The sequence below is a fragment of the Bacterioplanes sanyensis genome, assembly GCF_002237535.1.
Classification (GTDB): Bacteria; Pseudomonadota; Gammaproteobacteria; order Pseudomonadales; family Oceanobacteraceae; genus Bacterioplanes; species Bacterioplanes sanyensis_A.
Genome location: NZ_CP022530.1, coordinates 2,718,063 through 2,736,645, shown reverse-complemented (window position 1 = coordinate 2,736,645; position 18,583 = coordinate 2,718,063). Strand labels below are relative to the sequence as shown.

The 18,583-nt window shown below is 54.0% G+C and carries 18 protein-coding genes and 2 tRNA genes; 7 read left to right on the top strand and 13 right to left on the bottom strand.

Annotated elements, in window-relative coordinates; all coding sequences use genetic code 11:
- Positions 1-186: 186 nt before the first annotated feature.
- The 3 genes from CHH28_RS12730 to CHH28_RS12720 are packed head-to-tail and all read left to right on the top strand — an operon-like array spanning position 187 to position 3,182.
- On the top strand, positions 187-1,128 hold the full coding sequence (locus tag CHH28_RS12730; protein WP_094060662.1) for a hypothetical protein: 942 nt from the start codon (positions 187-189) through the stop codon (positions 1,126-1,128).
- A complete protein-coding gene (locus tag CHH28_RS12725) occupies positions 1,125-1,943 on the top strand; it encodes an HAD-IIB family hydrolase (RefSeq protein WP_094060661.1) in 819 nt (272 codons plus the stop codon). The genes CHH28_RS12730 and CHH28_RS12725 overlap by 4 nt, the downstream gene beginning before the upstream one ends.
- A 24-nt stretch (positions 1,944-1,967) precedes the next feature.
- Positions 1,968-3,182: a glycosyl transferase gene (locus CHH28_RS12720; RefSeq protein WP_094060660.1), complete on the top strand. Its 1,215-nt coding sequence runs from the start codon at positions 1,968-1,970 to the stop codon at positions 3,180-3,182.
- 122 nt (positions 3,183-3,304) lie between these two features.
- Here the strand turns inward: CHH28_RS12720 and CHH28_RS12715 are convergent, their stop codons facing one another.
- From CHH28_RS12715 to zwf, 6 genes are all read right to left on the bottom strand, one after another.
- Positions 3,305-3,595 carry a DUF6482 family protein gene (locus CHH28_RS12715; RefSeq protein WP_094060659.1) on the bottom strand — a complete coding sequence of 97 codons (291 nt, stop codon included), beginning with the start codon at positions 3,593-3,595 and terminating at the stop codon, positions 3,305-3,307.
- Between the two features lie 182 nt (positions 3,596-3,777).
- Positions 3,778-5,508: a sugar phosphorylase gene (locus CHH28_RS12710; protein ID WP_094060658.1), complete on the bottom strand. Its 1,731-nt coding sequence runs from the start codon at positions 5,506-5,508 to the stop codon at positions 3,778-3,780.
- A gap of 36 nt (positions 5,509-5,544) precedes the next feature.
- Positions 5,545-6,171, bottom strand: a complete 627-nt coding sequence (gene eda / locus CHH28_RS12705; protein WP_233243623.1) for a bifunctional 4-hydroxy-2-oxoglutarate aldolase/2-dehydro-3-deoxy-phosphogluconate aldolase — start codon at positions 6,169-6,171, stop codon at positions 5,545-5,547.
- Entirely contained in the window at positions 6,161-7,984 is a 1,824-nt protein-coding gene (edd, locus tag CHH28_RS12700) for a phosphogluconate dehydratase (protein ID WP_094060657.1), read from the bottom strand. Before edd ends, eda begins: the two co-directional genes overlap by 11 nt.
- Before the next feature lie 116 nt (positions 7,985-8,100).
- Positions 8,101-8,814, bottom strand: a complete 714-nt coding sequence (gene pgl / locus CHH28_RS12695; RefSeq protein WP_094060656.1) for a 6-phosphogluconolactonase — start codon at positions 8,812-8,814, stop codon at positions 8,101-8,103.
- Positions 8,814-10,268, bottom strand: a complete 1,455-nt coding sequence (zwf, locus tag CHH28_RS12690; RefSeq protein ID WP_094060655.1) for a glucose-6-phosphate dehydrogenase — start codon at positions 10,266-10,268, stop codon at positions 8,814-8,816. The genes pgl and zwf overlap by 1 nt, the downstream gene beginning before the upstream one ends.
- A 449-nt stretch (positions 10,269-10,717) precedes the next feature.
- On the opposite strand from zwf, the gene galU reads away from it, so the two are divergent.
- The 4 genes from galU (at position 10,718) to CHH28_RS12670 (ending at position 13,297) form a co-directional block, all read left to right on the top strand.
- Positions 10,718-11,563 carry a UTP--glucose-1-phosphate uridylyltransferase GalU gene (galU, locus tag CHH28_RS12685; RefSeq protein ID WP_094060654.1) on the top strand — a complete coding sequence of 282 codons (846 nt, stop codon included), beginning with the start codon at positions 10,718-10,720 and terminating at the stop codon, positions 11,561-11,563.
- Between the two features lie 2 nt (positions 11,564-11,565).
- The gene (locus tag CHH28_RS12680) at positions 11,566-12,921 is read left to right on the top strand and encodes a phosphomannomutase (RefSeq protein ID WP_094060653.1); all 1,356 of its coding nucleotides are present in this window, start codon (positions 11,566-11,568) and stop codon (positions 12,919-12,921) included.
- A 214-nt stretch (positions 12,922-13,135) separates the two neighbouring features.
- A tRNA-Asn gene (locus CHH28_RS12675) sits at positions 13,136-13,211 on the top strand.
- A 9-nt stretch (positions 13,212-13,220) separates the two neighbouring features.
- A tRNA-Pro gene (locus CHH28_RS12670) sits at positions 13,221-13,297 on the top strand.
- A 243-nt stretch (positions 13,298-13,540) separates the two neighbouring features.
- Here CHH28_RS12670 and CHH28_RS12665 read toward each other — a convergent pair.
- The 7 genes from CHH28_RS12665 to dapA all read right to left on the bottom strand — a co-directional run bounded on the left by CHH28_RS12665 (position 13,541) and on the right by dapA (position 18,525).
- On the bottom strand, positions 13,541-14,245 hold the full coding sequence (locus tag CHH28_RS12665; protein WP_094060652.1) for an FKBP-type peptidyl-prolyl cis-trans isomerase: 705 nt from the start codon (positions 14,243-14,245) through the stop codon (positions 13,541-13,543).
- A gap of 31 nt (positions 14,246-14,276) precedes the next feature.
- Entirely contained in the window at positions 14,277-14,480 is a 204-nt protein-coding gene (locus CHH28_RS12660; RefSeq protein ID WP_157729900.1) for a hypothetical protein, read from the bottom strand.
- A gap of 28 nt (positions 14,481-14,508) precedes the next feature.
- Positions 14,509-15,276, bottom strand: coding sequence for a TIGR04219 family outer membrane beta-barrel protein (locus CHH28_RS12655; protein WP_094060650.1), 768 nt, complete (start codon positions 15,274-15,276; stop codon positions 14,509-14,511).
- Between the two features lie 54 nt (positions 15,277-15,330).
- Positions 15,331-16,041 (bottom strand): phosphoribosylaminoimidazolesuccinocarboxamide synthase, encoded by a 711-nt coding sequence (gene purC / locus CHH28_RS12650; RefSeq protein WP_094060649.1) that lies wholly within the window; start codon positions 16,039-16,041, stop codon positions 15,331-15,333.
- Positions 16,042-16,233: 192 nt separating this feature from the next.
- The gene (locus CHH28_RS12645) at positions 16,234-16,998 is read right to left on the bottom strand and encodes an MBL fold metallo-hydrolase (RefSeq protein ID WP_157729899.1); all 765 of its coding nucleotides are present in this window, start codon (positions 16,996-16,998) and stop codon (positions 16,234-16,236) included.
- Positions 16,995-17,645, bottom strand: coding sequence for an outer membrane protein assembly factor BamC (gene bamC, locus CHH28_RS12640; protein WP_094060647.1), 651 nt, complete (start codon positions 17,643-17,645; stop codon positions 16,995-16,997). Before bamC ends, CHH28_RS12645 begins: the two co-directional genes overlap by 4 nt.
- Before the next feature lie 4 nt (positions 17,646-17,649).
- Positions 17,650-18,525 carry a 4-hydroxy-tetrahydrodipicolinate synthase gene (dapA, locus tag CHH28_RS12635; protein ID WP_094060646.1) on the bottom strand — a complete coding sequence of 292 codons (876 nt, stop codon included), beginning with the start codon at positions 18,523-18,525 and terminating at the stop codon, positions 17,650-17,652.
- Positions 18,526-18,583: the final 58 nt, after the last annotated feature.

Sequence of the window (18,583 nt, the reverse complement as noted above, 5' to 3'; positions counted from 1 at the left end):
GAATACTCTCCAAACTCTTTAATGCACCAAAACGAAGCACACACTCCAACCCTCAGCGGTGCCATTACCCATCGTGGTGCCCGTCAGCGCCACAACGGGGCAATAATACGCTGATATGCTCAGGCTGGCACAGTGTCTGCTTTGTTTTAACCAACGACCACCCGCAGCTCAGCAATAGGAGCAACTATGGCGACGCCGCTATGGCCAAGCAGTCACTCACTTGCCGTGCCGCCCGCATTGGCGAGCCAGGCACCGAGGGAGAACCTTCCCAGTGCTTGGTTGGCGCAGGTAGACACGGTATGGCTGCCGTTGGCCGCTTGGGTCGGCGCGCAAGTTGAGCGCACGGTGAGCACACCCATCGTCGGTATTCACGGCGGCCAAGGGTCGGGCAAATCGACACTCAGCCGAGCATTGGCCGACTGGTATCACGCGGCTTTCGGCTGGCACGTCGTCGTGGTATCGATTGACGATTTGTATCTACCGCATCAGCAACGTCAAACCCTGGCAGAAACGATTCACCCGCTATTGGCCACCCGCGGCGTGCCAGGCACTCACGACGTCCGCATGGGCATTGAGCTCATGCATCGACTACGTGCCCTAACGCCCGGTCAAACACTGCACTTTCCGAAATTTCACAAACTCAGTGACGACCGACTACCGCAGGATCAGTGGCACCAGGTCAGCGGCAAGGTAGATCTGATTTTGTTTGAGGGTTGGTGCGTTGCCTGCCCAGCCCAGTCAGCAGAGCAACTGCATCATCCAATCAACGATTTGGAGCGCCATAACGATGCTCAAGGTGTGTGGCGCACATGGGTTAACCAGCAGCTGCAGGGTGACTATCAAGCCTGGTTTGCCCTTCTCGATCAACTGATCATGCTGCAAGTGCCGGACATGCACGCCGTGTATCGTTGGCGTCAACAGCAAGAGCGCGACAACCGCGCTCAAACCGCTACCGGTCAACCGAATCGTTCGTTAGACGATGCGGCGCTACAGCGATTCATCCAGCATTACCAACGGTTAACAGAACACGCGTTAAAAACGCTACCCAAGCAAGCGGATGTGGTTCTAACATTAAATGCAGCGCATCAAGTTAATCAAATTCAACTGAATGCGGAGGCACCCCAATGACTGCACCGGCCTGGATCGTCATAACCGACCTCGATGGCACCCTGTTGGACCATCAAAGCTACCGCTGCACAGCCGCTCAACCGGCATTGGCAGCACTGAAACTGCGTCAGATTCCCTGCATCATGAACAGCAGCAAGACCTTCAGCGAAATGGTTCAGCTGCGCGCCGAGTTGGATTTCAGCGATGGTTTTGCCAGTGAAAATGGCGCTGCACTGTTTATTCCCAAACACGGGCATTCCGGTTACAACGCGCAGGACTACAACGCCGAAATCCTCGGCTCAAGCTATGCACAAATATTGAAAGTGCTGCATGAGTTACGCCAGCAAGGCTTTGTGTTCCGCGGTTTCAATGACATGACCGCGTTGGAGATCAGCGCTTTAACCGGTCTGGACGCCGACAGCGCCAGCCGCGCCAAACAGCGCTTTGGCAGTGAACCTTTGGTGTGGCAAGACACGCCGGAAAAACTCGAGGAGTTCCAGCAAAACCTGCAACAACAGCGACTGCAAATGGTGGCCGGTGGGCGTTTTTATCACGTTATGGGGCAAAACGATAAAGGCGACGCACTGCGCTTTTTCGCCAATTATTTTCAACAAAAATGGCAGCGCCCGGTGGCCACTGTGGCACTGGGCGACAGTGATAATGACATTCCCATGCTGGAGGCCGCCGACCAGGCCATTGTTCTGCCCGGTCGCAGCCCCGAACTGCCGTTAGATAACCCTCATGTGCAGCGCCGTGCAGAAATGGCCGGCACTGGTTGGAACCTGGCGGTATTGGAGTGGCTGGAGACGCTGCCCAAACCGTCTGACTTACACTGATCATCGCCCGAACAGGAGTATTCCGTGGCTGATTTTTATCAAAACGGCATCATCACCAACTTACACAATCTGGTCGACCGCTCCACCGAAGAGCTCGAACGAGAGCTCAGTAGCTTTTCCCGCCTCCGCCCAATGTCGCTGGTACTGCCATCACTGTACTCGGAGCTGCAAGGGCCTGCGCTGAGCAACATCATCGATCAAGTGGCCGAGGTGCCGTATCTGAACGAAATCGTCATCGGCTTGGATCGCTCCGATGAAGCGCAATATCGTCACGCCCGTGAGTTTTTTGCTCGCTTACCACAGCACCACCGAATTTTATGGAACGACGGGCCGCGCCTGCGCCAATTAGATGCTTTGCTGCAGCAAGAAGGTTTAGCGCCCAAAGAGATGGGCAAAGGACGCAATGTCTGGTACTGCTACGGTTACGTGTTAGCATCTGGCCGCGCAGAAGCCGTGGCGCTGCATGATTGCGACATTGTCACCTACGATCGCAGCCTGCTGGCTCGGCTGATCTACCCCGTCGCCAACCCATCGTTCAACTACGAGTTTGCCAAAGGTTACTACGCCCGTATTGCAGGCCAACAGATGAACGGTCGTGTTAGCCGCCTGCTGGTCACGCCATTGCTGCGTGCGCTGAAGAAAACCTACGGAGCCCTCGATTTTCTCGAATACCTGGACAGCTTTCGTTACCCCTTGTCGGGCGAGTTCTCCATGCGTGCGGATGTGCTCAATGACATTCGCATTCCCAGCGACTGGGGCCTAGAAATTGGTGTGTTGTCAGAAATGAAACGCAACTACTCTACTAACCGCTTGTGCCAGGTGGACATTGCTGACTGTTACGACCACAAGCACCAACCGCTGTCAGCCGACGATCACGCCCGTGGTCTGTCGAAAATGAGCACCGATATTTGCAAAGCCATTTTCCGCAAGCTGGCGACTCAAGGAGAAGTTTTTACCACCGAAGCATTCCGCACCATCAAGGCCACCTATTTTCGCATTGCATTAGATTTCATCGAAACCTATTACAACGATGCACGCATGAATGGCTTAACGCTGGATCGCCACAGTGAGGAAAAAGCCGTGGAGCTGTTCGCCGAAAACATCATGCGAGCTGGGGAGCATTTTTTGGCCAACCCGATGGAAACCCCCTTCATTCCCAGTTGGAACCGAGTCATCAGTGCCGTGCCAGACATTCTCGATAAGCTGTATCAAGCGGTCGAAGCTGACAACGCCGAATAAAGTGCCAGAGCGCCGATCACCACCAACGCCAATACAACAACGGCCAACCGCCTTCCAGCGGTTGGCCGTTTAATTTTGTGCTCTCAGCGAGAAAGCGGATAAGACGCCGAGCGAATAGTGGCTCAGTGAAAATTGATCGGTAAACGGTCGCAGTGAGGCTCGGAGTCAATGGTGTTGATCATCTCGTCGTAGGGCAGTGCTTGCACCATAAAGCCACTTTTTACTCCCACACTGGCCAGCGTCTGCGAACACTCGGCTAGGCTGCGAAAACGCATCGGTTGGTCACGCTCCATCAACAAAGACTCCTGGCCATCGTGCACCACCTGCACCAGGTATAAGTCCCCTTCATTGGCCAATACGTGTACTTCGGTGGCGTCATTATTGGCTTGTTTTTTCAGCTCGCTCAGTGTCATGTGACCTTCCCTCAGTAATCTAAACATCGATTAGAGTCTGGCATTGACCATCACGGCCACAAGAGCTAACCCGTGTTAGACAACAATGCGCCACTCACGCTGCCAATGTAGCAAGCCTGTGGCACCTTGTACGTTTCTTCGAATATTTGTTCTATCAATACGATATTGATAACTGTCAGTCATCAAAATACGGCATCCGTCAGCCATACCACCTGATAAGGGGCCAACTTCAATTGCTCTGTAACGGCTTCACCCTGCGGCGCGATCAGGTCAACTAAACCCGAAGGCAAAAAACCCAACGCAGCCAAAGGTAACGTCAAAATACGCTCCGTCACATTCGCAATGGCAAACAACTGTTGTTGCTGGCATTGGCGCTGCAGAATAAACACGTCGGAATTAATGTGAATGACGGACTGACACGCGTTAGGGTGAAAAGCTGGTTGACGACGGCGAATCTGAATCAGTCGCCGCAACTCGTTGAACACCTCCGCCTGCGGCGTCACTGGGTTACTGAGTAAATATTCCAGCTCATCCAATTGCCAAAGCTTACGGTTGATTGAGCGCGTACGACCTGTCTGTTCAACATGAGCTATGTCGTTTGGCGTCGCCGTCAGGCTGTGCAGATACACCGCCGGGATGCCCTGCATTGATAACATCATGCTTTGCGCACATAAAAAGCGCGGCACCTGGAAATGATCGACACCACGGCGTGTCCCCATGCAGGCATCGAATAGAGAAATATTGATTTCATATGGGCTTTCACTGCCGTCCTGGTTGGCTTTGGTGCTGACAAAACCGCCAAAACGGTGCATACAATCGATTAAATCCTGCACTTCACGCTCCGGCAAGATTTGCTCTACCGGTCGCACACCAATGCCATCGTGACTGGCAGTAAAATTCAAATAGGTGCAGCCTTTTGGTAAAGCTGGAATATCTGCTGCCCAGCGAGTGAGAAAATCCGCATTACCCCGATTCAGCGCATGCAACACCAGCGGCGGCAAACCAAACTGATACACCATATGCGCTTCGTCTGAGCGGCCAAAATAACTGAGGTTTTCTGCCACCGGGACATTGGTCTCAGTGATAATAATGACATCTGGGGCACACAGATCCACCACATCGCGAAGCAGTTTTACCACCTCGTGGGTTTGCGGTAAGTGCAAACAGCGTGTGCCGAGTTTTTTCCATAAAAAGGCAATGGCATCCAAACGAATAAAACGCGCGCCTTGCTCAATGTAAAACAGAAATATCTGAATAAACTCCAGTAGCACCAAAGGATTGGCAAAGTTCAGATCCACCTGATCTTCGCTAAAGGTGGCCCACACATGACGACGGCCACGATGGGTATGAACCGGCGTAAGCAGTGGCGTATTGCGCGGTCGAGTCACCAGCGACACATCTTGCCCAGGGTCTACCTCAATAAAGTATTCGGTGTACGGTTCGCGGTTGCTGATAAAGTCGATAAACCACAGATTTTCACGAGAGCAGTGATTGATGACCAAATCCATCATTAAATCGAAGTCACGGGCCAAGGTTGCGATGTCGCCCCAGTCGCCCCAGTCTGGATTGACCTGTCGATAATCAATCACCGAAAAACCATCATCTGAACTGTACGGAAAAAACGGCAATAAATGCACGGCATTGATCGTGTCGAGCAAATGTTGGCGTAGAAACTGCGCTAGGGTTTGCAAAGGAACGTCCGCGCCGTTTTGAATGCTGTTGCCATAAGTGATGAGAATGATGTCCTGCTGACTCCAGCGCTCGCTGTCCGCCACAGGCTGGCTGCGCTGTTCTTGAAACGCCGTCATCAAGCGCAGAATCTGTGCCGCCACAGCGCCGCAATCTACGTCTGGTAGCTCGGCATATATAGATTGCAATCGTGCTGTTAAGCGCTGCAGCGCCGCGTCCGTCATCGGTTTTGCTCTCCCTTATGGCCAGTGCTTGGCGAATCAGCTGGCAATGGCCAGCGACGTCAATGCCTGCCAGTTTTGTGCCGATACCGCGGTTTTGGGTGTGAGCCAACTGCCACCAACAGCAAACACGTTGTTCAGCGCCAAATAATCGCGGTAATTATCCGCTCCGATGCCACCGGTTGGACAAAACGCCACGTCGGCAAACGGGCCTGCCAAGGCTTTTAACATGGCCGTTCCTCCAGCAGCCGAGGCGGGGAAAAACTTCTGATAGCGAAAGCCAGCCTCGCGCGCTTGCATCACTTCGGTTGGCGTGGCCACACCAGGTAAATAGGGCCCGCCCCACTCTTGAGCACAGGCCAATAACTCCGGGCTGCTGCCCGGGCTCACGGCAAACTCGGCGCCCCGATGCAGTGCATCCTCTAACTGTCGTGCACTGGTCACGGTCCCAACCCCCACTATGGCTTCCGGTACCGCGCGTTTGATCTGGCTGATCGCTTGCATACCAGCGGCTGTGCGCAGGGTAATTTCCAACAGCCGCACACCGCCCTCGACCAAGGCTTGGGCCAAGGGCACGGCATGGTCAGGATCATCGATGACGATCACTGGCATCACCGGCTTGGCGCGTTCAATCCATAAATCCCACATGCTGCGTTCATGGCTCATGCTGTTCCCTCCAACCTATGCTGACCGCTCCGGCATTGGCTGCACTGGTGCGCTCACGAAATATGTCAAATAGCTCTCGTCCAACGCCCATAGACGATGCGGTTGGCCGAGGAGCCAGTGGCCGTTGTTCAAAGTTGTCTACCCGCACGGTTAACGTACCTCGATGTGCATCGACACACAGCAGATCACCGTCTTGAATGCGGGCAATGCCACCGCCGGCCCAGGCCTCGGGCGACACGTGGATCGCAGCCGGCACTTTGCCAGACGCGCCCGATAGCCGTCCGTCGGTCACCAACGCAACACGATGCCCTGCTTGCTGTAAATTCGCCAATGCCGGCGTGAGCTGATGCAGTTCCGGCATGCCATTCGCTCTGGGGCCTTGAAAACGCAATACCACCACCACGTCGCGGTTTAACTCCCCGGCTTTGTAGGCCGCCAAGACCTGTTGTTGATCTTCGAACACCCGCGCCGGCGCTTGCACCACCCAGCGATCGTCCGGCACCGCTGACACTTTCATCACCGCCTCACCCAACGGACCTTGCAGCAGTTTCATGCCACCTTCGCGCATAAAGGGTGCGTGCACCGGTGCCTGAACGCTTAAATCCAAACTTTCTGTCACTGCCAGGCGATAGCTCAGCTGCCCTTGCTGCAGGTATGGCTCGCGAAAATAAGGCGCCAGCCCACGGCCCAAGATGGTGTTGACCTCAGTGTGCAGCAGCCCAGCTTGGGCCAACTCCTGCATCAGCAGTGGCATTCCGCCACTGGCTTGAAAGGCATTGATGTCATCGTCGCCATTAGGGTAAATCCGCGTTAACAAGGGTACAACGCTGGACAGATCGGCCAAGTCCTGCCATGTCAGTTGAATGCCGGCCATTTGCGCTATCGCGAGCAGATGAATGCTGTGATTGGTGGAGCCTCCCGTCGCTAGCAGACCCACCATGGCATTAACCATCACCCGCTCGTCGACAATATGGCCGATGGGCAGATAGTCACCGCCCAGCGCCGTATGCTCCGCTACGCAGTGCGCCGCCGCCGCCGTTAATGGCTGGCGTAACGGGTCGCTTGGGTTGACGAACGACGCACCTGGCAGTTGCAAACCCATGATTTCAACCAGCATTTGGTTGGAGTTGGCGGTGCCGTAAAAAGTGCAGGTCCCGGCGGAATGATAAGAGCGCATTTCGCTGTCCAGCAGCGCGCTGTCATCCACTTCTCCGGCTGCGTGACGCTGGCGGGTTTTCGCCTTTTCGGCATTGCTGATACCCGATGGCATCGGCCCTGCTGGCACAAACACCGCCGGTAGATGACCAAAACGCAATGCCGCCATCAATAAACCCGGGACGATTTTGTCGCAAATTCCCAGCAGCAACATGCCATCAAAGACCTGATGCGACAGCGCCACGGCGGTGCTTAAAGCGATGGTGTCGCGACTGAACAGCGACAGCTCCATGCCAGTTTGCCCCTGGGTGACACCGTCGCACATGGCTGGTACCCCTCCGGCCATTTGCCCAACATGACCGGCTTGTGCCAAGGCTTGTTTGAGCTGCTGTGGGTAATCCACATACGGCGCGTGGGCCGACAGCACATCGTTATAGGCGCTGATAATGCCAATGTTGGCAGCCGCATGGCTGGCTTTGAGAATCAACTTATCGTCGTCGCTGGCAGCGGCGTAATTATGCGCCAGATTGGTACAGCTGAGCTGATGGCGCAGCGGCCCCTCACTGGCGGCTTGTGCAATGTGCTGCAAATAATGCTGCCGAGATTCCCGGCTGCGTTGTTGGATACGCTCGGTCACTTGTTCAACTATGTGATGCATGGCCTGCTGTCTCTGATTGAAATCGCTAACGGGTGTTCATGGCAACCAAGGGTTTACCTCGGCCTCCGTGCTGTGCCAGATAGCTAGGACTTGTGGTTGCGTCTGGTGAGCTCATATCAACTGCGATAAATGCTCAACGGGACTTCGCCTTGCAACAATGTACGCACCGGCATGGCATGGATATCGCCGCTGTCGAATACGTGAGTGGCTTCTACAGCAGCGCCTTTGGCCATCTCATAGGTGCGATTCTTCTGCTCGCCTTCAAAATGCAAATACAACTGCTCACAGTGTTTGAGCCAGCCCCAGGTCAGGCTCATGCGCGGCGGCGTCTGATCGGCCACTGGGTAGCAGCGGCCATGACTGAGCGGATCAAGCAGCGCCCCCAAAGCGGATGAATGCGGAAACCACGACGCTGTATGACCGTCGTTGCCCATGCCCAGTACCGCCACATCTAACTGATCGACCAGTTCATGCAACCGGTTTTCGCACATCATAAAACCGTCTTCCGGGGTGTTGGCATCATTAAATAGCGCCAGAAAAAACGCCTCCTGCGCACGATGCTGCAATAAATGCTGCTGCACCAGCGCTGCATTGCTTTGAGGATCAGTCGGCGCCACCCAGCGCTCGTCCACCAAGGTAATTAAAACGTGCTGCCAAGAAATGGTTTGTTGCGCCAGCTGTTGAAAGAAGAGGACCGGTGTGGTGCCGCCGCTGACGGCCAAACACGCCCTTCCTCGCTGTTCAACGGCGCGCTGTAACAGTCCGGCGACGTCGCTCGCCAACTGCGCTGCCAACACATCGGATTGCTCAAAATGGTTATCGATTATCATCAGCTGCTTTCATCCCATAAACGCCCGTCTTTAGCCAATAACAATGTGGCAGCAGCCGGCCCCCAGCTACCCGCGGTATAGGGCTCGGGGCGCTGTTCCAGCTCCTTCCAGCTGCGCAGCACCGGATCGATCCAACGCCAAGCTTCTGTTAACTCATCATTGCGCAGGAATAACGTAGCATTGCCGCTGAGTACATCAAACAGCAGTCGTTCATACGCCTCAGGTACACGGGTTTGCTTTAAGTTGGCTGGATTTAGGCTCAGATTCATTGGCCGCACACTCATGCCAGGGCCGACCTTTTTTTCGCACAGCATTAAGCGAATGCCTTCATCCGGCTGCAATCGAAATACCAGTTTATTGGCCATGGTGCTTTTGTGTTGCAGTGGAAAAATAGAGTGCGGGATTTCTTTAAAATGCACCACAATCTCGCACGCACGCTCGGCCAAGCGCTTGCCGGTACGCAAATAAAACGGCACGCCCGCCCAACGCCAATTGTCGATGTGTACTTTGGCAGCAACAAAGGTTTCTGTGTAACTGTGCGCCGCAATACCGGGCTCTTCGCGGTAACCAGGCACTGGCCGCCCGGCGGAGACACCGGCATCGTATTGGCCGCGCACCAGGTGATCGCCGATCGCAGCACCGCTGACAGGGCGCAGCGCACGCAGCACTTTCACTTTCTCATCGCGCACCGCATCCGGCTCAAGACGCGCCGGTGGTTCCATCGCGGTAATGCACAATAACTGCAACAAGTGATTTTGAAACATGTCGCGCGTCGCGCCGACATGATCGTAAAAACCAGCACGACTCTCGACTCCCAAAGACTCGGTGATGCTGATTTGAATATGGTCGATGTATTTATGATTCCATTGATGCTCAAACAAAGAATTGGCAAACCGCAGAACCATCAGGTTTTGTACCGTTTCTTTGCCCAAATAATGATCGATACGATAAATTTGCGACTCATCAAAAAACTCAGCCACGGCCGTGTTAATCGCATTGGCCGACGATAAGTCATGGCCAATGGGCTTTTCCAACACCACCTTGCTGTTTGGGGTGATTAAGCCCGCCGCGTACAAGCCCTGACTGATTTGCGTGTACAAATCCGAGCCAGTGGCCAAATAAAATACCCGGTTATCGCCGCCACTGAGCTGCGCCACAAGGTGTTGATAGGATGCCGCATCGCCGGCGTCCAGCGTCTGCAGCCGCACTCGTTGTGTAAAGCGTTGCCAGCTGCTGACATCGTACGCCGTTGGCGGTAAATGCGGCTGCACCTGCTGGCGCAGCTGCTCTTGCAGCTCATCTGCGGCCATTTGGCGACGAGAAATCAACACGATATGGCCATCGGGCAGCCGTTGATCGAGGTCCAACATGTACAGAGCCGGGAGTAACTTGCGTCGCGCCAAGTCACCCAGCCCGCCAAACAGCACCAAATCAAATGGCGAATGAATCTGCATGGTCCCTCCATTGTTCACTCATACGGCTTACTGAGTATGGCTGACAATCCTGACGACTGTATTAAAAGCCGTGCTGCTTATAAAGAGTGCACAGCAAGCTTCAGGCCACTCCCTCCGCCGTCAGCGCCGCTTTCGCCAATGGCACCATCTTTGCTGGATTCACTTCATGGGCCTGTTAACACTATGTCGGTCACGCTGTTATGAGCTGAAAACGCCGAAGGGCTGGCGTCCGTTTTTCCCTGAGTCGCGTTATTCGTTGCTTAATTAACCGGTTAAACCACGCGCCTCATGCCTTGCTCACGAAAAAACGGACGTCCAGCAGCAAAGCGCAAAATAGTGTTAACAGGCCCTAGGAAAATCACATGAGGTTACAGCCTGACGCACAAACGCAACAAATCTGACATAATCTCGACCCGGTTTCTCTCAATAACAGCCAAGGATTCATCAATATGGTCGACAAAACGATCAATAAGTGCCTGTTTCCGGTCGCGGGTTACGGTACCCGCTTTTTACCGGCGACCAAAGCCATGCCCAAGGAAATGCTGCCCATCGTAAACAAGCCGCTGGTGCAATACGGCGTTGAAGAAGCGCACGAGGCCGGTTTGCACACCGTAGGTTTTGTCACCGGGCGCGGCAAGCGCGCCATTGCAGACCATTTTGACATCAGCTATGAACTCGAGCATCAGATTGACGGCTCTGGCAAAGAGCATTTGCTCGAATCAATTCGTACTTTGATCAACGAAAACGATTTTGCCTTCACCCGCCAAAACCACATGATGGGGCTTGGCCATGCGATTTTATCCGGCCGCAATCTGATGGGTGACAACCCCTTTGCTGTGGTACTGGCGGATGATTTATGCGTGCCGGAGCCTGGTGATGAAGGCGTATTAGCGCAAATGGTTAAGTTGTATAAGCAGTTTCGTTGCTCCATCGTTGCTATTCAGGAAGTGCCGGAAGACGAAGTACACAAGTACGGCGTGATCGCTGGTGAACCGATGAAAGACGGTTTGTATCGCGTGACCGACATGGTAGAAAAACCAAGCAAAGAAGACGCCCCGAGCAACTTGGCGATTATTGGTCGCTACATTTTAACGCCGGATATTTTTGAAAAAATTGAAGCCACCGAGCCTGGCAAAAATGGTGAAGTACAAATCACCGACGCCTTGCTCAAGCAGGCCAATGAAGGCTGTGTACTGGCTTACAAATTCCGCGGCAAACGTTTTGACTGCGGTAGCATTGATGGCTTTGTTGAAGCCACCAATTATGTTTATGAACATGTATTTAAGCAGGATTAACCATGGGTGAGTTTCTCTCCGCATTTAAGGCGTACGATGTTCGTGGCCGTATTCCAGACGAACTGAACGACGATATCGCCTACGCCATTGGCCGCGCCTATGCGGATTATCTCAAGCCGCAGTCGGTGGTCATTGGTTATGACATCCGACTCACCAGCCACACCCTCAGCCAGGCGCTGGCCAGAGGGCTGCAAGAAGGCGGTGCAGACGTGATCGATATCGGCCAATGCGGTACCGAAGAAGTCTATTTCGCCACCTCTCACTTGCAGGTCGACGGCGGCATTTGCGTGACCGCCAGCCACAACCCAAAAGACTACAACGGCATGAAGTTCGTGCGTGAACAGTCCAAGCCCATCAGCGGCGACACCGGGCTGAAAGACATCGAACGCATCGCTCATCAGCGCAGCTGGCAAGACAGCGAGCGCCAGGGCAGTTATCGCCAGCAAGACACACGCCCGGCCTACATCCAACATCTGTTAGAGTATGTTGACACTTCCAAGCTCAAGCCGCTAAAGATTGTCTGCAACGCAGGTAATGGCGGCGCAGGTGCGGTGATTGACGCTATTGAATCACAGCTGCCGTTTGAGTGGATTAAAGTTCACCACCAAGCCGACGGGGAATTTCCTAACGGTGTGCCCAACCCGCTGCTGGAAGAAAACCGCGCCCCGACCATAGAAGCCATTCAAGCGCACCAGGCAGATTTGGGCATCGCCTGGGACGGAGACTTTGATCGCTGCTTCTTCTTTGATGGCAGCGGAGCCTTTGTCGAGGGCTATTACATCGTCGGCTTGTTGGCAGAAGCCTTTTTGCACAAACACCCGGCCGCCAGCATCGTGCACGATCCACGCTTGGTGTGGAACACGGCAGAGCTGGTTGAATCCATGGGTGGCCAAGCCATTCAAAGCAAAACCGGCCATGCCTTCATCAAAGAACGCATGCGCAAAGAAGATGCGGTGTACGGCGGCGAAATGAGTGCGCACCACTATTTCCGCGACTTTGCCTACTGCGACAGCGGTATGATCCCATGGCTGTTGGTAGCCGAGCTGATTTCCGTCAGTGGCAAAAGCCTGGGGCAACTGGTGCAAGAGCGAACCGAGCGCTTCCCTTGCAGCGGTGAAATCAACTCACGTCTGCAAGATGCCAAAGCCACACTGGCCGCAGTGGAGCAACATTTTGCCGATCAAGCCGTCAGCGTCGATCACACCGATGGCTTGAGCATGACGTTTGAGCAGTGGCGGTTTAACTTGCGCGCTTCCAACACAGAGCCCGTGGTTCGACTCAATGTCGAAAGTCGCGCTGATCAGGCGCTTATGCAAGAAAAGACTGACTACTTGCTGGCATTGATGGCAAACGCCTAATCCACACTCTGAACCGTCGTATTCGCCCTGCCCTCAGCGGGGCAATACCGATGGAGGCTGAAGGCTACGGCTGCAAATAGGCTTTTCGCCAGCAGTAGGTTCCAGATGAGTAGCGGGATAGACACTAGCCAATTGTTTTTTCTCACTTTTTTTGAAAAAAGTGTTGACGAAGCTGAGCCCTATGCGTAACATACGCCTCGTTGTTGAGAGACATTCCCCGATAGCTCAGTCGGTAGAGCAGTAGACTGTTAATCTATTGGTCGCTGGTTCAAGTCCAGCTCGGGGAGCCACTCAACCTTCGGGGTATAGCGCAGTCTGGTAGCGCGCCTGGTTTGGGACCAGGATGTCGGGAGTTCGAATCTCTCTACCCCGACCATCTATTTTCTCTTCTTGCTTATTTCTAGTTAGTTTTACAATTTTCCCTCGGACTTCATTTTTTCGCATTCGTTTATTCTTAACAAGCGCAAATAAATCCAGCGCCCTTTCGATTGTGAATTCTTAAACACCGGCTAAGACCAGTCATTTACAACGACACTGCAGATATTCACACAACGATTGCAACCGGCCAAAAAAAGCGCTTACAGCTCAGCTGCAAGCGCTTTTTTAATGCGTCAGCGGATTAGCCTTGCTCAACCACTTCCAGCAACTCCACTTCAAATACCAGCGCAGCATTGGCTGGGATTTTAGGGCTTGGGCTACGCGCGCCGTACGCCAAGTCAGCTGGGATAAACAGCTTCCACTTGTCGCCTGGCTTCATCAGCTGCAGCGCTTCTGTCCAGCCTTTGATGACCATATTCACTGGGAACTGAGCTGGCTCACCGCGATCAACAGAGCTGTCAAAGACACTGCCATCTGTCAAAGTGCCGTGGTAATGAACGCTGACGGTATCCGTCGCCGCAGGCGATTCGCCTTCACCGTTACCAGCGGTCATCACTTCGTATTGCAGACCTGAATCCAATACTACGACGCCTTCGCGACTAGCGTTTTCTTGCAGGAACGCTTCGCTCTTTTGCGCCATTTCGTCATTCAGCGCTTCTTGCTTACGCACGTGATCTTCACGCATTTGCGCAAACGCCGCTTGAATGGTTTCGTCGTCCACACGCTGCTCAGCGTCTGACATCGCATCACGAATACCGGCGACCAGCGCCTCTTCGTTCAGCTCCAAATTTTCACCCGCCAATTGACGGCCAAAGTTCAAACCAACACCGTAACTGGCTTGATCAATGTGAGTTTCGATTTTCACTGTTGGGGTTTCCTCCTGACCACAGCCGGCCAATAATGCAGCGCCCAGAATCAATGCCGGCGCGGTAGTTTTCAATTTCATAACCATTCCTTGCTATTCACAATTTCCAGACTCAGCAGGCATAGTGCCCGTCTGCAGCCCGACGTTCACATTCTCGCCGAATGTTGTTACACACTTGTATCTCGGCGGTCGATGGATTAGCCATCATTTTGCACTGGTAGTCACGCTGGCGTAACTCTTTATCCGACATTTTGGAGAATTCATTGTCACCGCAAGCGGCTAAAAATATCACCACTGCCATCAGCAAATACTTCATGTTGCGCAACCAACTCCCCACTTACGAATCAGAATCCCAGCGACACTGCAGCACCGACATACACACCTGAGACATCCACATCAGCTTCGATGTCGACATCATCGGGATCGGTTTGCAACGCCAGACGACGGTAACCGGCTTGCAGACCTATATCCACCACAGGAATCGGCAGATCATAACCAAGTCCGTAGCTCAAATCGGTCAACTGGTTATCACCCATACCAATATATCGGACGTCCGCACCGGCGTATAAACCAAACGGTGTGCTCACTTTGACGGCACCGTACGCCAATGGCAAGGTTAAATCGAGATCCACACTTTCACTGACGGTGTTGCCCTGATAGCTGCCGCTGACCTCAGCGCTGCCATCAAACTGGCGCGCAGTCGCACCGACATACACATCGACGAAAGGCACCGGCAGTGGCAACCCCCAGTACAAGGTCAAATCCTGATGGCTTAAATCGAACTCGGTTTCTACATCTCCGGTGAAATCTTGCCCAGCAAACTCTGCATTAATAGAGCCCTCACCGCTCATGTCCAACGACGTCCGCTTCAACTCAACGTGCGGCAATAATGGCACCGGATGCTCAAAAAAAACCGTCAGCTGATTGCCGGTATTATCTTCAATGTCCAGACCGTCGCTGCCGACCGATACGTCTTTATCCAGGTCGCCATCAGCGCCTGCATTCCAGACACTGGCCTTAGCACCCACAGTAAATAACAAATCCGCCTGCGCTGGCACAGCTGTGCATACGCCCAAAGCGGCCAGCATGGCCCATCGATTTATACGTTGCATACGTCCTTCCTGATGATTGCAGACATAAAAACGCCGGCTTAAGCCGGCGCGGTGTCAGAATGTTACGCCAATTCGACGCCCAACTTCCATATAGGATTCGACAACACTGCCCAAGCCCTGGCGGAAACGGTCTTTGTCGAGTTTTTCGCGGGTGTCGGCATCCCACAAGCGGCAACCGTCTGGCGAAAATTCATCGCCCAGCACCACTTCGCCACGGAACAAACCAAATTCCAGTTTGTAGTCCACCAGCAACATACCACCTTGAGCAAACAAGTCTTTCAGCACGCTGTTGACTTGAAAGGTCAGCTCTTTCATGCGCTCGATATGCGCTTCTTCTGCCCAACCAAACGAACGGGCATGAAATTCGTTGACCATAGGGTCGCCGAGCTCGTCATTTTTCAAGAACAACTCAAACGTCGGTGGCATCAGTTCAATGCCCTCTTCAACGCCCAAACGACGACAGAGGCTACCAGCCGCCACATTACGCACTACACATTCCAGAGGAATCATGTCGAGGCGTTTGACCACAGATTCGGTGTCCGACAGCAGGCGCTCAAAATGAGTGGGAATACCGGCATCTTCCAACGACTGCATAATAAAGGCGTTGAATTTATTGTTAACCAACCCCTTATTGTCGAGCTGCTCAACCTTCTTACCGTCAAAGGCCGAGGTGTCATTGCGAAACTCCAACACCATAAAGTCGTTGTCGTCTGTGGTGTAGACTGACTTGGCTTTGCCAGAGTACAGCAGCTCACGCTTTTCCATGGGGTTCTCCAAAGATCACTGTTAATTGGGTGCCAAGTGCCTGCTTTTGACAGACCACCTCGGCGAAAAATTCGTTCCAGTCAGACACCATCACAGCGCGCCAAATATTGGCATACATCCGCCAACTGGGCCGCGCGACTCATACGCTAACAGCCGCGTAGCTGCTTACTCGCTGCGCGCAACCGTTCGATGTCAGTTTAACTGCTGCCAGGGAGATACTTCGTCCTGACTGAGCAGCTGCACCTCTTCTGGCTGGCAAGACAATACTTGGGCCAGCATCTGGCGCACCAGCTGCTCATCATTGTTCTTTTCACTAATATGCCCGGCGCTGACGGACTGCAAACCCGACCACAGCGAGGCACGAATCAGTTCAGCACACTGCTGATTGCTGAGGTGACCATACTGACCCGCTACCCGTGCCCGCAAGCTGGGAGGGTACGGGCCATTCTGCAGCATGAATGGATCGTGGTTTGCTTCGACTTGCAGGCCGTGGCATTGACGATAGTGACTCAAGACATGCGGCGTAAGACTACCCAGATCCGACAATACGCCCAGCACACGGTCAGCTCGACTGCGCAACACAAACTGCAGCGGCTCCAACGCATCGTGCGGCACTACCACCGGCATCACCTGAATGCCAGCCACAGTGATCGCTTCTTCAGCGGTGATGCAGCGCCACAGCTCATGGGATTGCCACTGCATTTTACGAGCGGTGCCGTGCGAGCAATAAAAAGGAATGTCCAGCGCTTCACACAGGGACTGCACGCCCTTGGCGTGGTCACTGTGCTCGTGGGTCACCAGCACACCCTGCAGCTGCTCAACCGGGCACTCACTCTCCAGCACACGCTGCAATACGTTCTTGCGACTAAAACCACAGTCAATCAACAACGCCTGATCGCCATCGGCCACCAGGGTTGCATTGCCGCGACTGCCGCTGCCTAACGAGCAATACCTCACGATTCGAGCTGGCGCAGCACCTCAGACAACACCGACTGAGTTAACGCCTCATCGGCCAGGTTGTCGTTGTCGGTCAACAAAGACAAATACACACCACTGTGAGCCCGATTCATCTTCAACAAAAATACTTGCGCTTCTGGCTCATCGTTACCAAACAAAGGCGACCAGAAACCTTGCTTCGACTCGTCCACCTCTGGCGTAATCTGCAGGAAAAACGTACCTGTGCTGCGGTTCAAGTCCATCAGCTTGAGATCCGATGCACTGATGGCCTCGGTCACACTGGCCCACGACTGAGCATAACCGCTGTCCAGGCGCAGAATTTGTGTACCCGCACCGTCTTGATCCAAACGTGGGTTCAGCGCTTCAGAGCGATACTCAGCCAGGCTGGCACTGTCAGTGTCGTTGTCATCCACGTCCAATGGCGCTGGGCGCGGAACGGTAAAAGAATCAGGGCGCTCAGGCACCACCGGCAGTTCAGGAATGGCCAACGCATCGTCGTACACCAGAGGTGTCATACCTTCAGGAGTGGTGGTCGAGGCAACGGGTTCAGTTGTTAGATAGTCCTCGCTGCGATCACGAAACGAGTCACCAAACAGAGTGCTGCAGCCGGACAGCCACAGCGCAGAAATAACGACAGCAATACGCATGATGTTACAGTAGCTCCAGGTTCGCCATCGCCAGCTCTAACTTAGGCTGGTAGCGCTCATCCAATTCAACCAGCGGCAGGCGCAACCCAGAGCCGATTTTGCCCATACGCCTCAGTGCCCATTTCACCGGCACTGGGTTCGCTTCTAGGAACAATGCGCGGTGCAATGGCATTAGCTCATCGTTAAGCGCTTTGGCTTCGTCGGCTTTTCCATCCAGCGCCAACATGCACAACTGGTGCATCACCGCCGGTGCAACATTGGCAGTGACGGAGATGTTGCCTTTACCACCGAGCAAAATCAGCTCGTACGCATTGGCGTCTTCACCGGAATAAATCGCCATACGATCACCGACGCGCTCAATCAATTCTTTGCCACGCTGCAAATCGCCGGTAGCGTCTTTGATGCCAACAATTTGCTCAACATCGGCCAGAGCCACCACGGTCTCAAGGGCGATATCACTGGCGGTACGACCAGGAACATTGTAGAGAATTTGCGGAATATCCGCGGCAGCGGCAATGGCTTCATGGTGGCGCACAATGCCACGCTGCGGAGGTCGGTTGTAATACGGCGACACTAGCAAACAGGCGTCGGCTCCCACTCGTTTGGCCTCTTGAGTGAGCTCAATCGCCTCGCCGGTCGAATTCGAGCCGGTACCTGCGATCACAGGACGGCGACCTGCAGTCAGTTTCACCACCCGTTCGATCACATCACAGTGTTCCTGGGTATCCAAGGTCGCAGATTCACCCGTGGTGCCTACCGCTACGATGGCGTCGGTGCCCTGCTTGATATGAAACTCTACCAACTGGTCGAGGCTCTCCCAATCCACCCGGCCGTCCGGATGCATCGGAGTCACCAGCGCCACAATACTGCCGGTAATCATTTTGGTGCTACTCCTGATAAAACTGTCGTCACAACTAGGCCACCGTTGCCACGACGGA